Raw genomic sequence first — 13,968 nt, 5'->3', positions numbered from 1 at the left:
GCGCAATGAAATTCGCAGCCCGAGGACAAGGAGTGCAGGCTGCCTCCACTGCCAAGACTAGCGTGAGAGACTTCGCTTGTCTGTTGGGCGGCGATCGACGTGAATACATCGGCGTGACTGCTGCAGGTGTGCTGATCGGCGCTGCCGAAGGCCTGATTCACCCCTTGCTGATCAAGGCAATTCTTGATCATGCGTCGTCCAGCGGCGAAGTTGAAAGGGTGATTATCTTGGTGCTCGGCTATCTGGTGCTTGGCATATCCCTGAATGCTGGCGCCTACGCCACCTCGTTGTGGCAGCAACGCCTGGATAACAGGATCGTGAGGCGAATCAGTGCGGATCTGCTTGGAGCGTTCTACACCGAAAACTACCGTTGTTTCCTCCGCAATGGGGTCGGGCACTACGTATCGCGCATACGAGCGGATGTAAAGGATGGGTTGGTTCCGATGCTTGCGTTGGTGCGAGTGCTTGCGACGAAGATCTCCATGTTGCTGGCCCTGGTCTCCGCATTGATCCTCATCTCCTGGCAAGCATTTGCCGTGCTGGTGGTCATCATTCCCGTGGCGACAGTCGTGAGCTTGTCTGTCGGCAACAGAATCCGCCACCTGACATCGACCGAGCGGGAAAATGAAGCCGACGTGCTCGGTCTGCTGACCAAGGCCGTTGGAAGCATCAAGATGGTTTGCGGCTTTGGGCTTGTGAACAAGACGGTCAAGGAATTCGATAACGGTATGGGCGTATTGCTTGATACCGGCTACAAGCGATTCAAGGCCGTCCGCACCCTGCAGGGTGCCAGTGACCTGACCATGGTGCTGTCGGATGTCTGCTCGATCTTTGTTGGCGCATTGTTCGTCCTTCAGAGAAAGATGACGTTCGGCTCATTCATTGCCTTCATGAATTCATTCTGGCGGGCCGCGACGACATTGATCGCGATCTTCAAGCACTGGGCCGAGCTCCAGAGCCATGGCGCAACCGTTCATCGGATCACCCAATTCCTTCATGGTCACGAGACGCCTAATTTCGACGTCAGCGACGGCGTGATCGCCATGGATGTTGGCTTCTCCTACAACGCGGCCGACGTGCTGCGGAATGTATCGGTGGCCTGGAAGGCCGGGCGCCGCGTTCTGATCACGGGCGACAACGGATCCGGGAAGACAACGTTTGCCAACATTCTGGCAAGATGCCTGTACCCGACGCAGGGGGGCGTTTCGCTTCCTTCCCGGATCAGTGCCGCTACGCTGCCACTTGCATTTCCACCGCTGAGGGTTGGACAGCTTGACGTCGAGCAGCGCCTGCTCCAGTCCTTTAGCCTGGACTGTCCGGAAATCCTAACGGCCTATCCCGACCAGCTGTCAGCCGGGCAGCAGCAGAAGCTCGCATTGGCCATGGTGCTCAGCAAAGCAGCGGATCTTTATGTGCTGGATGAGCCCCTCGCAAACCTGGATACCAGCGCTCAGGACGTCGCGATGCGAGAGATCATGGCATGGACCGAAGGCGGAACCCTAGTGATGATCATGCATGGCGGCAGCCGGTTCCGAGACCTCTTCGACGAATGTCACCACCTTGGGTCGCTGGAGCAGCCCTCACCGAGTGTGTTCAGCCCCGACCAACCGCGGGCGACGTCAGGAAGGCAGAGAACCTTAGTGGCGAACCACGGAAATGCTTCATGATGATTTTCTACTACGTCAAGGTCGCTCTGCGCAACGCAGCGAGAAGCAAGGTCGTCACCGGATTGATGGTTCTGGCGATCGCCGTCGGTATTGGTGCCTGCATGGCTACGCTGACCGTCATGCGCCTGCTGTCGGGCGATCCACTTCCGGGAAAGAGTGCCCGCATCTTCTACCCTCAGGTCGATGTGAACCCTGCTTCCAGAGGACGCGAGCCGTACGACGTACTGGATTACCGGACTGCCCACGATCTGTGGTCGTCCAGCCAGGCCGACAGGCAGACGATGGTCGTGTCGAGCCCGGTGAAAGTACGATCAGATCTGACCGGTACCGTTCCATTGATGGTGTCTTCGACCTCGACCACAGCGGACTTTTTCCCGATGTTCGAGGTGCCGATTCAGTACGGGCGAGCGTGGACGCAGGAGGACGATAGGCGGCGCAGCCGGGTAGTTGTCATATCCGATCGCCTGAATCGGCAACTGTTCGGAGGTCGTGACAGCGTCGGTCAGACCCTCAGTGTCAAAGATGCGAAGCTGCAAGTGATAGGCGTGCTCAAGCCATGGCGCCCTGCGCCCCTGTTTTACAAAATCCGAGGGGGGCGCTTCTCTGGTGGCAAGACCTCAGGATTCTATGGCGCAGCCGATGATGTCCTTCTCCCGATGTCAGCGAGCCTTGAGATAAACGAAGGGGACTTCCAGCCCTTTACGTGCTGGGCCGCCCCAGAGCGCAGCGGCGTCCTGCAGGGGTCACCGTGCGTGGCGGTCGGTGTATGGGTGGAGCTTGGCAGTCGGGAGAAGGTCGCAAACTACCGTCGCTATCTCGCCAACTATGCCAGCGAGCAGAAGCGCCTGGGTCGTATTGCGCATGACCAGAACACTCGTATGCCATCGCTGATGGAGTGGCTGGACTTCAATCGCGTCGTACCCAGTGATGTGAAGGTTCAGGCCGTTCTGTCATTCGCATTTCTCATCATCTGCCTGGCGAATGTCGTGGGCCTGTTGCTGGCCAAGTTCATGAGGCATGGCGGAGAGATTGGACTGCGGCGGGCGTTGGGAGCGAGCAGGACAGCGGTGTTTACGCAGTGCCTTGTGGAGGCGGGGGTCATTGGCATCATTGGTGGGGTCGCTGGCCTGCTTCTGACTCTGTTCGCCTTATGGGCGATTCGCACCCAGCCGGTGGCATACGCAGACCTGATACGCCTGGACGTCACCATGTTCATCGCTACGTTTGTCCTGTCTTTGGTGAGCAGTTTGCTGGCCGGTGCCCTTCCGGCCTACCGGGCCAGCTCGATCCAGCCAGTGGCCCAATTGAAGCTGCTATAGCGGAGTCCATCATGCAAGTGGGAATCATCGTCGCCGCCCTGCGAAAGCATCGATTGGCCACGTTTCTGATAGCAGCGGAGATTGCACTGGCATGCGCAGTGCTCTGCAATGCAATCTTCATGTTTATGGAAAGACGTCGGGCACTGAATTTGGACAGCGGGATCCAGGAGTCTGCGCTTGGTGTCGTTCAACTCTCTGGTTTCAGCTCGGACAACGCCAATGACATCAATGCCCGTGTGACGAGTGCCCTCAGGGCGATTCCCGGTGTCGAGTCGGTGGGGGTGATAAGCGCTGTGCCTTTTGGAGAGCCGGGAATCCGGGCCGGCGTGAGCACCGACGAGGAGCTGGAGCAACCTGGTGGCGTGCTGGATTTCTACCTGGGAGACTCCGCTGCGCTCCAGGCGTTGAGCTTGAGGCTTGTCGCGGGCAGGATGCCAGAGCCGGCGGAGTACACGCCTGTTGCTCAGTACGTCCCTTCGAATGCGCCCGTGCTGATTACCCAACAATTGGCGGAGCGCTATTGGCCCGGCCAGAGCGCCGTGGGGCGGAGCCTGTGGGCGTTGGATACGCGATTCACTGTCATCGGCGTCGTCGAGCATCTCATCATCTCGCAACCCGGCGGTGGCGAGGCCTTGGGAAATGATTGGTCCCTCTTCGTGCCAGCAAGTCCTGGGCCATACCTTGCAGGACGTTACATCGTTCGAGCAATGCCCGACGATCTCCCGCGGGTATTTGGCCAAGTAGCAAGGGTGGTGTCATCTGCCGCCCCTGATGTGGTCTTCGATCAATCCGCCAGTCGAATGTTGACTGAGCTCCGTACAGAGTTCTTCCATGACGCAACGGTAATGATGGGACTTCTGGCGGGCGTCATCGCCGCGCTCCTCGGTGCTACTGCACTCGGCATCGGCGGGTTGGCGAGCTACTGGGTGGAGCAGCGCCGCAAGCAGATCGGGATCCGCCGCGCATTGGGAGCAACACGATGGGACGTGCTTCGCTACTTCCAGATCGAAAATTTCATGATCGTGAGCGTCGGCGTCGCCGCAGGCCTGGTGCTGGCCTACGGACTGAATCTGGCGCTGATGCGCTTCTATGAATTGCCCCGGCTGCCCGCGATGTACTTGCCACTTGGCGCCGCGGCGCTATGGATACTCGGCCAGTTCGCAGTACTTGCGCCGGCGCTGAAGGCATCGATGATCACGCCTGTTCAGGCGATCCGGTCGTTCTGAATTGATCTAAGGGCGCCTGAAAGGCGTCTCCCTAAAGCGCGAGGCGGAAAATGTTGAGAATGCAGGGATTGAGCAAGATCTTTCAGGTCGAACATGTGCGAACGCATGCCTTGAGGGAGGTTGACCTTCACGTAGGCGAAGGGGAGTTCCTCGCTGTTACCGGTCCCTCGGGCTCTGGCAAGTCCACATTGCTCAACATTGCTGGTCTTTTGGAGGATGTGACGACGGGTACGTACACACTGGATGGCCGGGATGTGTCCAGACTCAGTGACGGCAATCGAAGTCGGATCAGGAATGAAAAGGTTGGTTTCATCTTCCAGGGCTTTAATCTGATCCCTGATCTGACACTCTACGACAATGTCGATGTGCCCTTGAGGTATCGCGGACTCGGCGTGAAAGAGCGCACTGAAAGAATCATCCGCGTACTGCAGCGTGTCGGCCTCGGCTCCCGAATGCATCACTTTCCACGAGCACTGTCTGGTGGACAGCAGCAGCGCGCAGCCATCGCGCGAGCGTTGGCTGGCCGCCCGCGGCTCCTGTTGGCGGATGAGCCGACAGGCAATCTGGACGGCGAAATGGCGGGAACTGTCATGGAGCTGCTGCAGGAGATCAACGCTGGCGGCGCCACGATCATCATGGTCACCCATGATCCTGATCTCGCCCTGAAGGCGACCAGAAACGTGCACATTGTGGACGGTACCCTCAGTGACAGATTCAGGCCCGATGTGAATCTTGTGGTCGCTTAGCCGCTTAGCCGCTTAGCCGCTTAGCCGCTTAGCCGCCTGACGGCTTTGCCGGCTACCGGCAAGCTGACGGATCGGACTCCGCCGGCTTGTGCCGCATCACGTCCCCCCACCCCGATCCAACTGCCGATACCCGATCGCCTCCGCCACATGCGCGGTCTTGATCTCCTCCTGATGCCCCAGATCCGCCAACGTCCGCGCCACTCGCAGGATGCGATGCATCGAGCGCGCCGACAGCTGCAACCGTTCCACAGCATCCTCCAACAGCTGCTGATCCTCCCGCGACAACCGGCAATGCGCGCTCAGCTCGAACGGCAGTAGCTGGGCATTGGCCTTTCCGCTGCGCAGCAGCTGCACCTCCCGCGCGGCCACCACCCGGGCGCGAACACTCGCGCTGTCTTCGCCCAGCGGCGCGTCATCGCGCAGCTCGCGCGGGTCCAGCCGCGGCACCTCGACGTGCAGGTCGATGCGGTCCATCAACGGCCCGGAAACCCGCCCCCGGTAACGCTGGATCACCTCTTCGCTGCAGAGGCATCGGCCACTGCGATCGCCGGCCCAGCCGCACGGGCAGGGGTTCATCGCCGCAACCAGCTGAAACCGCGCGGGAAAGCGCTCCGTCCTTGCCGCGCGGCTGACCACGGCCACCCCGGATTCGATCGGCTCGCGCATGACCTCCAGCGCGTGCCGGCTCCACTCCGGGAGTTCGTCCAGGAACAAGACCCCGTTGTGTGCCAGTGAGATCTCGCCTGGCCTGGGATGCGAGCCGCCGCCGATCAGCGCCACCGCGCTGGCGGTATGGTGCGGCGCTCTATAGGGCCGCTGCCGCCAGCGCCCCGCATCAATGCCCTGGCCGCTGCATGAGGCAATGGTTGCCGCTTCCAGGGCCTCGAGCTCGCTGGCCGCGGGCAGGATGCCGGGCAGACGCGACGCCAGCAGCGTCTTGCCGCAGCCCGGCGTGCCGAGCAGCAACAGGTGGTGCCCGCCGGCCGCCGCGACTTCCAGCGCCCGTCGGGCCTGCAGCTGGCCGCGCACATCGCGCAGGTCGGGAATGCTGACCGGCACCGTGGCGGCGGCCACAGCCGGCGGCAGCGTGCCGCTTTCAAGGGCGCTGCAGACTTCCAGCAGCGTCCGGGCGATGCGTACGTCGGCATGCTGGGCCAACGCAGCCTCTTCACTGTTGGCGGCAGCCACGATCAGGCTCCGGCCGTCCCGGGCGGCCGCAATCGCGGCAGGCAGGACACCGTCTACACCGCGCAGCTCGCCGGTGAGGGCCAGTTCGCCCAGGAATTCGTACTTGTCCAGGGATTGCGCATCGATCTGGCCACTGGCGGCGAGGATGCCGAGCGCGATCGCCAGATCGAATCGGCCCCCTTCCTTGGGCAGATCAGCGGGAGCCAGGTTGATGGTGATGCGCCGCTGCGGAAACTCGAACCGCGCGCAGATCAGCGCGGCACGCACGCGGTCGCGCGATTCCCGCACGGCCGCAGCGGGCAGCCCGACGATCTGGGTGTGCGGCAACCCGCCGGAAAGGAATACCTCGATGCGCACGGCGGGGGCTTTTACACCGGCGCGGGCACGGCTGTGCACCAGCGCGAGGCTCATGCGGTTGTTTCCGGGGTCTGCGGCATGCCGAACACAATGGCAGCACATGGATAACCCCATCCATCAGCGCTTGCCGCGCCACGGGGTAGGCAAGCACCGCCACCGTATCCGGTACTGCCGCTAGACTGGATGCCCCCACGCACCACGCCGTCGAACACCATGGATATGCACCACCGCTCCGGCCCCATCGAACTGGTCGCCATCGACATGGACGGGACCCTGCTCGATCCCGCACACACGCTCACGCCCCGGGTCATGCAGGCCATCGCCCGCGCCCGCGCGCAGGGCGTGCAGGTGGTGCTGGCCAGCGGTCGCCCGGTGTCTGGCATGGCGCCGTTCCTGCAGCAGCTGGGTATCCAGAGCGAGCAGGACTACTGCATCGCCTGCAACGGCGCGCTGGTGCAGAACATCGGCAGCGGCCAGCGCGTGGTCGAGTTTCCGCTGAGCTTCGAGGACTTCGTGTTCTGCGAGCGGATCTCACGCGAACTCGGTATCCACTTCCAGGCGCTCGATGGTCGGCGCATGTACACGCCCAACCAGGACATCAGCCACTACACCGTGGCCGATTCGCACCTGTCGAACGTGCCACTGTCGTATCGCCGGGTGGCGGACATGGACCCGGCGATGCAGTTCATCAAGCTGATGATGATCGATGAGCCGGAGGTGCTGGATGCCGCCATCCAGCGCCTGCCGTCGGAACTGACAGATCGCTTCGCGGTGCTCAAGAGCGCGCCGTTCTTCCTGGAAGTATTCGATCACCGCGCCGGCAAGGGACCGAGCCTGGAAAAGCTGGCCGCGCACCTCGGCGTGGACCGGGCCAACGTGATGGCCGTGGGCGACCAGGAGAACGACCTGACCATGCTGCAGTTCGCCGGAACCAGCGTCGCCATGGGCAACGCGATTCCGGCGGTGAAGCAGACCGCGCGCTTCGAGACGGCGACCAACGCCGAGGACGGCGTGGCGTTGGCGATCGAGCGGTTCGTGCTGCAGGACGCCTGACGCGCGTCAGCGCAAGCCCGGCTTACTCGCGCGGCGCAGCCGATCCGCCACGTGCTTCCAGCTCGGCCACCGTCTTCTCCAGCGCCTCCAGCTTCTCGCGGGTACGCAGCAGCACGGCGCGCTGCACGTCGAATTCCTCGCGGGTCACCAGGTCCAGCTTGCCCAGGCCGGCCTGCAGCGCGGTCTTGAAGGTGGCCTGCAGTTCTTCGCGCGACTGGCGCAGGCCCGGGGGGACCATGTCGCTCAGGCGGCGGGCGAGGTCATCGAGGTGGTTGAGGTCGATCATGGTGCGGCTCCGCAGGGTATGCGCCAAGGATAAGCCGCCACGCTGCCGGCGGCACTGACCGCGCGCATCGCGTTCACCGGCGGACAGGCGTTATCCTCGCAGCCTGAGAGACAGGAGTGCAGACGGATGAAGATGGTCATGGCGGTGGTCAAGCCGTTCAAGCTCGACGACGTGCGCGAAGCGCTGGCCGAGCGCGGCGTCACCGGGATCACGGTCACCGAGGTCAAGGGTTTCGGGCGGCAGAAGGGCCACACCGAGCTCTATCGCGGGGCGGAATACGTGGTCGATTTCCTGCCCAAGGTGAAGATCGAGGTGGCCGTCGTCGACAATCAGGTCGAAGAGGTGGTGGAAGCCATCGTCAAAGCCGCCGGCACCGGCAAGATCGGCGACGGCAAGGTGTTCGTGTACGACCTGGGCAGCGTGGTGCGCATCCGCACCGGTGAACTGGACGCCGACGCGCTGTAACGCGCGCCGGCTTGCCCATGGGCGCATGGGCAAGCGCTGTCAGGCGTGGCCCTTGAACCAGCGGTAGAAGCGCTTCCAGGCCACGCGTACGCCGGCCACCCAGCGCGGGTCGGCCACCTGGGCGGCCTCGGAGGCGCTGGGGCGCTCGCCGGTCAGGCGCTGGCGCATCTTCAGCAGGTTCTTCATGTCGCTGCGGCGCAGCTGGCGCGAGACCGGGTGCACCGGCAGCCAGCGCGGGCTGCGCCAGGCCGAGGTGAAGTCCACCAGCACCGGCACGCCCCCGCTGACCATCACGTTGGTGCCATGCAGATCGTTGTGGGTGATGCCGGCGGCATGCAGGCGGGTCAGGGCGTACTGCAGCTGCTCGAAGACCTCGATGCCGACCGACTGGGCCGCGCTGAGGGTCTGGCCGGGAATGAATTCCATGCCCAAGGCTAGGCCACCGATGGTGCCAAGCAGGGCCGGCGCATGCTTCCAGCCACTCAGGCGCTGCAGGATGCGCGCTTCGCGGCGGACCAGCAGGCGCGCGATCGGCGACAGCGGGGTGCCGCGGTAACGGGTGTAATCCTTGACCACGGCCGGCTGCCCGTTGAGGCAGGTCCGGTAGACGTCGGGTTCCAGGAGGCGTTCGCCGCGCTTGAGCAGCTCGGCGGGGGCGGTGTCATCGACACACGAGGCAACGATTGTGTTCATAGGGGTCTGTGCGACCCGGCGGTCGGCGCAATGCGTCAGGCGTACCGGTGCTGCTTATGGTGGGAACTAAAGATTTCGTTAATTTTAGTACTGGCCAGTACACGAATCCAGATGATGTCGGAGAAATGTCGTAGCCCGGGGTGGAACAGTTCGTCACGCTGAAGCGGACAATCTTGTATCGTTTGGAATAATTTCGTTCTATATCAGCGGGTTGCTGGCGATCACCGGGGAGTGCGGGGCAGGCAACGCTGCCGTGCGTCCAACGCAGCAGGCGGTTGCACGGGTCACCCGGCGCTGAACATCGCCCAGCCCGTGCTTGACCGCGACGCAGGCGCTGCGGACCATATGCTGTTGCTCGCGACATCGGCGGCCGCCCCTCCCCGGCACGTCCCCGCCTCCTGCCGCCCTATCGATGCCGGTCACTGCCGTGCATCGCCCCCACCATTTCGGGTCCGGCCATGCCGGAGGAAGACTGATGATCAAGATCGTGCTGGCAGGGCTGTTCATCGCCTGCGTGCTGTACATCCATTACCGCGGCAAAGTGCGTGCGCGCTGGTCGCGGCAGCTGCTGGACCACTCCAGCTTCATGGCCCCGATCAACGTGATCATGTACGCGTTCTCGAAGGTACCGACCACGCCGTTCCTGGATCCGGGCAAGGAATTCCCGCAGCTCGAGCCGCTGCGCCAGAACTGGCAGATGATCCGCGACGAAGCGCTGGCCCTGCGCGACGCGGACAAGATCGCCGCGTCCAGCACGTTCAACGATGCCGGCTTCAATTCGTTCTTCCGCCGCGGCTGGAAGCGGTTCTACCTGAAGTGGTACGGCCCGTCGCACCCGTCGGCCAAGACGCTGTGCCCGAAGACCACCGCGCTGCTGGAATCGCTGCCGGACGTGCGCGCGGCAATGTTCGCCCAGCTGCCCTCGGGCAGCGAACTGCGCCCGCACCGCGACCCGTTCGCCGGCTCGCTGCGCCTGCACCTGGGCCTGACCACGCCCAACGACGATGGCTGCTACATCGTGGTGGATGGCATCAAGAAGAGCTGGCGCGATGGCGAGTGGATGATGTTCGATGAGACCTACATCCACCACGCGCACAACGAGACGCCCGACGACCGGGTGATCCTGTTCTGCGACATCGCCCGCCCGCTGCGCTTCGGCCTGCCGGGCCTGTTCAACCGCGCGGTGGCGTCCACGCTGCTGGCCGGTGGCGCCTCGCCGAACCTGCCGGGCGACCCCACCGGTGGGGTCAACAAGGCGTTTGGCGGCGTGTACAAGGTGCGGCTGAAGGCCAAGGCGCTGCGCGAGCGCAGCGTGGTGGCCTACCAGGTGATCAAGTGGGGCCTGGTGCTGGCGGTGATTGCCGGGATCTGGGCGATCTGAGGCCAGGGGTTCAGGGGGTTGCCGGCCAGCGGCCGGCACTACCGGAAACGCAAAAAACCCGCGCTGTCGCCAGCGCGGGTTTTTTGTTGCCGCATCACATCCCGGTAGGTGCCGACCGTGGGTCGGCACGCCTCCGGTCAGCCCTTCAGGGCCGCCGCCACGAACGGCGGCGTCACCAGCACGCCGGTGTGCAGCGCGGCGGTGTAGTACAGCGTGTCGAACGACTTGCCAGCCGAATCGGCCTGGCGGAAGTCGAAGCTGCTCTCGCCCTTGCGGGCCAGGGTCACGCTCCACCAGCCGGTCGGGTAGCACGGCTGCGGGAACGGCAGGGTCTTGAACGAACCAAAGCCGGCCTTGCCCATCTCGGTGCGCATTTCGTTGATCAGGTCCAGCTGCATCAGCGGCGATTCGGACTGCTGCACCAGGATGCCGTCGTCCTTGAGCGCCTTGAAGCAGCTCTCGTAGAACGCCTTGTTGAACAGGCCTTCGCCCGGGCCCACCGGGTCGGTGGAGTCCACGATCACCACGTCCACGCTGCCGGCCGGGCAGTTGGCCATGTAGGCCACGCCGTCATCGAACATCAGCTCGGCGCGCGGGTCGTCGTTGGAATCGCACAGCTCCGGGAAGTGCTTGCGGGCCATCACGGTGACCTGCTCGTCGATATCGCACTGGGTCACGCTCTCCACGCCCGGGTGCTTGAGCACTTCGCGCAGGGTGCCGCAGTCGCCACCGCCGATGATCACCACGCGCTTGGGCGCGGCATGGGTGAACAGCACCGGGTGGCTGATCATCTCGTGATAGAAGAAGTTGTCCTTGCTGGTCAACATGATGGCGCCATCGATGGTCATCAGGTTGCCCCAGTCGGTGGTCGCGAAGATCTCGATCTTCTGGAACGGCGACTGCACTTCATCCAGCTTGCCGGTCAGGCGGTAGCCGATGGCCGAGCCGGTGCGCTCGAAATGCTCGATGTACCAGTTGTTGTTGTCAGTCATGGAGTAGCAGTCCTGTTCGGAAGGGTATTGGAGCCGGGCTGGCGGCGGTGCCGCGTGGCGCAAGCCACGTCCGGACGGGTTGCCCGTTCAGGTTTGAAGCCTGAGCACGGGCGCGGGCGCGCATGATAACGGAGCTGTCGCCACATAGGCGTTATCATGCACCCCCTTTTTTACCAACCAGGCCCACTGAAATGACCGATTGGTCCCTCGACCAAGCCCGCAAGACCTACTCGATTCCGCATTGGGCGGATGGCTACTTCGACGTGGATCAGGCAGGACACATGGTGGTGAGACCGACTGGCCAGGACGGCCCGGTGGTGTCCTTGCCCAAGATCGTGGACGCCGCCCGCGAGGCCGGCGCCAAGCTGCCGCTGCTGGTGCGCTTCCCGGACATCCTGGGCCAGCGCCTGGGCAAGCTGCAGGCCGCGTTCGCGCAGGCCCAGGCCGACTGGGAGTACCCGGGCGGCTACACCGCCGTGTACCCGATCAAGGTCAACCAGCACCGTGGCGTGGCCGGCACCCTGGCCAGCCACCACGGCGAGGGTTTCGGCCTGGAAGCGGGCAGCAAGCCCGAGCTGATGGCCGTGCTGGCGCTGTCGCGCCCGGGCGGGCTGATCGTCTGCAATGGCTACAAGGACCGCGAGTACATCCGCCTGGCCCTGATCGGCCGCAAGCTGGGCCTGCAGACCTTCATCGTGATCGAGAAGCCGTCCGAGCTGAAGCTGGTGCTGGAGGAATCCAAGGCGCTGGATGTGAAGCCGGGCCTGGGCGTGCGCATGCGCCTGGCGTCGCTGGGTGCGGGCAAGTGGCAGAACAGTGGCGGCGACAAGGCCAAGTTCGGCCTGTCCCCGCGCCAGCTGCTGGACCTGTGGAAGTCGCTGCGCGACACCAAATACGCCGACTGCCTGAGCCTGCTGCATTTCCACATGGGCTCGCAGATCTCCAACGTGCGCGACATCGCCAACGGCATGCGCGAAGCCACCCGCTACTTCGTGGAACTGTCGCGCCTGGGCGCGAAGATCACCCACGTGGACGTCGGTGGCGGCCTGGGCGTGGATTACGAAGGCACCCGCTCGCGCAGCTTCTGCTCGATCAACTACGGGCTGAATTCGTACGCCAGCAACATCGTGCAGCCGCTGGCCAATGCCTGCGAAGAACACGGCCTGACCCCGCCGCGGATCGTCACCGAGTGCGGCCGCGCGATGACCGCGCACCACGCGGTGCTGATCGCCAACGTCTCCGAGGTGGAAGAGGCGCAGGAAGGCCGCGTGCCGGACCAGCACGACGACGAGCCGGCGGCGATCCGCCACCTGCGTGAGATCCACGCCGAGCTCGATGAGCGCCCGGCGGTGGAGCTGTTCCAGGAAGCGCAGCACTTCCATGCCGAAGGCCTGTCCAGCTATGCGCTGGGCCAGATCGACCTGCCGCAGCGTGCGCGCATCGATGACCTGTTCTACGCCATCGCCCATGCGGTGCGTGCGCGCCTGAGCTACGACGAGAAGAGCCATCGCCCGGCGCTGGACGAGTTGAACGAACGCCTGGTGGACAAGTATTTCGTCAACTTCAGTGTGTTCGAGTCGATTCCCGATGCGTGGGCGATCGACCAGGTGTTCCCGATCGTGCCGATCGAGCGCCTGAACGAACAACCGCAGCGCCGCGGCATCATCGCCGACATGACCTGCGATTCCGATGGCATGGTCAAGACCTACGTCGAGAACGAGAGCCTGGACAGCTCGCTGCCGCTGCACGCGCTGAACCCGGGCGAGAGCTACCGCATCGCGTTCTTCATGGTGGGCGCGTACCAGGAAATCCTGGGCGATATCCACAACCTGTTCGGTGATACCGATGCGGTGGAAGTGCTGGCCGATGCCGATGGCTACGCGATCACCCAGCAGCGCCGCGGCGACACCACCGATGTGATGCTGGATTACGTGGGCTACAGCCTGGCCGACCTGCGTGCCAGCTATGCCGAACGCGTGGCGGCGGCGAAGCTGTCGCCGGAGCGCGCGCAGGAGCTGTCCGAGGCATTGGAAGCGGGTCTGACCGGCTACACCTACCTGTCCGACGAGCCCCTGGCGTAAACCGGTGGCGACGGGTGATGGCCTTCGGGCCTCACCCGGCCGTCCGTAGCGTCGGGCACTGCCTGGCGGCCCCCCCAAGGCACCTGGAAACCCCATGAGCGCCCGCGCGATCTTTCATCTGTTCCTGCTGCGGCCGTGCCGGCGCTGCTGGCGTGGATGTTCTGGCGCAAGCGTTTCATGTCCGCCTGGGTGCTGATGCTGCTGGGCTGGATCATCGATCTGGACCATCTGCTGGCCGACCCGATCTACGCCCCTAACCGCTGCAGCATCGGTTTCCATCCGCTGCACACTGCACCGGCGATCGCGGTGTATGCGGGGCTGTGTGTACCGAAGAAGACGCGCCTGTTCGGGATCGGGCTGATGATCCACATCGTGCTGGATGCCATTGATTGCTGGTGGATGCACCAGACCCGTTGAACCACCGGTCCCCCGGTAGAGCCGACCGTTGGTCGGCTGACGCAAACCTGGACGCGTTAGGGGGCTCGCGAAAAACAGCCGAACAACAGTCGGCTCA

12 protein-coding genes and 1 pseudogene are annotated in these 13,968 nt (G+C 63.9%); 9 read left to right on the top strand and 4 right to left on the bottom strand.

Annotated elements, in window-relative coordinates:
- Positions 1–5 precede the first annotated feature (5 nt).
- From ABE546_RS08770 to ABE546_RS08755, 4 genes are read left to right on the top strand one after another with little or no spacing between them, the layout of a single operon-like run.
- Entirely contained in the window at positions 6–1,667 is a 1,662-nt protein-coding gene (locus tag ABE546_RS08770; RefSeq protein WP_346463329.1) for an ABC transporter ATP-binding protein, read from the top strand.
- Positions 1,667–2,986, top strand: a complete 1,320-nt coding sequence (locus ABE546_RS08765; protein WP_346463441.1) for an ABC transporter permease — start codon at positions 1,667–1,669, stop codon at positions 2,984–2,986. The genes ABE546_RS08770 and ABE546_RS08765 overlap by 1 nt, the downstream gene beginning before the upstream one ends.
- Before the next feature lie 11 nt (positions 2,987–2,997).
- Positions 2,998–4,212, top strand: a complete 1,215-nt coding sequence (locus ABE546_RS08760) for an FtsX-like permease family protein (protein ID WP_346463327.1) — start codon at positions 2,998–3,000, stop codon at positions 4,210–4,212.
- A gap of 50 nt (positions 4,213–4,262) precedes the next feature.
- Entirely contained in the window at positions 4,263–4,958 is a 696-nt protein-coding gene (locus ABE546_RS08755; protein WP_346463325.1) for an ABC transporter ATP-binding protein, read from the top strand.
- 96 nt (positions 4,959–5,054) lie between these two features.
- Here ABE546_RS08755 and ABE546_RS08750 read toward each other — a convergent pair whose 3' ends face one another.
- Entirely contained in the window at positions 5,055–6,557 is a 1,503-nt protein-coding gene (locus ABE546_RS08750) for a YifB family Mg chelatase-like AAA ATPase (RefSeq protein WP_346463323.1), read from the bottom strand.
- Positions 6,558–6,716: 159 nt separating this feature from the next.
- Here ABE546_RS08750 and yidA point away from each other — a divergent pair, with 159 nt between their 5' ends.
- Entirely contained in the window at positions 6,717–7,556 is an 840-nt protein-coding gene (gene yidA / locus ABE546_RS08745; protein WP_346463321.1) for a sugar-phosphatase, read from the top strand.
- Positions 7,557–7,578: 22 nt separating this feature from the next.
- On the opposite strand, the gene ABE546_RS08740 is transcribed toward yidA, so the two are convergent.
- Positions 7,579–7,842: an accessory factor UbiK family protein gene (locus ABE546_RS08740; RefSeq protein WP_019185256.1), complete on the bottom strand. Its 264-nt coding sequence runs from the start codon at positions 7,840–7,842 to the stop codon at positions 7,579–7,581.
- 126 nt (positions 7,843–7,968) lie between these two features.
- Here ABE546_RS08740 and ABE546_RS08735 point away from each other — a divergent pair, with 126 nt between their 5' ends.
- The gene (locus ABE546_RS08735; RefSeq protein ID WP_070472404.1) at positions 7,969–8,307 is read left to right on the top strand and encodes a P-II family nitrogen regulator; all 339 of its coding nucleotides are present in this window, start codon (positions 7,969–7,971) and stop codon (positions 8,305–8,307) included.
- A gap of 39 nt (positions 8,308–8,346) precedes the next feature.
- On the opposite strand, the gene ABE546_RS08730 is transcribed toward ABE546_RS08735, so the two are convergent.
- Positions 8,347–9,000, bottom strand: a complete 654-nt coding sequence (locus tag ABE546_RS08730; RefSeq protein WP_070426140.1) for an RIO1 family regulatory kinase/ATPase — start codon at positions 8,998–9,000, stop codon at positions 8,347–8,349.
- A gap of 475 nt (positions 9,001–9,475) precedes the next feature.
- Here ABE546_RS08730 and ABE546_RS08725 point away from each other — a divergent pair, with 475 nt between their 5' ends.
- Positions 9,476–10,381: an aspartyl/asparaginyl beta-hydroxylase domain-containing protein gene (locus ABE546_RS08725; protein ID WP_346463319.1), complete on the top strand. Its 906-nt coding sequence runs from the start codon at positions 9,476–9,478 to the stop codon at positions 10,379–10,381.
- A 137-nt stretch (positions 10,382–10,518) separates the two neighbouring features.
- On the opposite strand, the gene speE is transcribed toward ABE546_RS08725, so the two are convergent.
- A complete protein-coding gene (speE, locus tag ABE546_RS08720; protein WP_346463318.1) occupies positions 10,519–11,373 on the bottom strand; it encodes a polyamine aminopropyltransferase in 855 nt (284 codons plus the stop codon).
- A 191-nt stretch (positions 11,374–11,564) separates the two neighbouring features.
- On the opposite strand from speE, the gene speA reads away from it, so the two are divergent.
- Together speA and ABE546_RS08710 are read left to right on the top strand one after the other, a co-directional pair.
- Positions 11,565–13,454, top strand: a complete 1,890-nt coding sequence (gene speA / locus ABE546_RS08715) for an arginine decarboxylase (RefSeq protein WP_346463316.1) — start codon at positions 11,565–11,567, stop codon at positions 13,452–13,454.
- Between the two features lie 94 nt (positions 13,455–13,548).
- Positions 13,549–13,871, top strand: a pseudogene (locus tag ABE546_RS08710) (DUF6122 family protein).
- The last annotated feature ends 97 nt before the right edge of the window (positions 13,872–13,968 follow it).

The organism is Stenotrophomonas sp. TWI377 (genome assembly GCF_039674525.1).
In the GTDB taxonomy this organism is placed as follows: Bacteria; Pseudomonadota; Gammaproteobacteria; order Xanthomonadales; family Xanthomonadaceae; genus Stenotrophomonas.
This window is presented reverse-complemented; position numbering and strand designations above follow the sequence as displayed.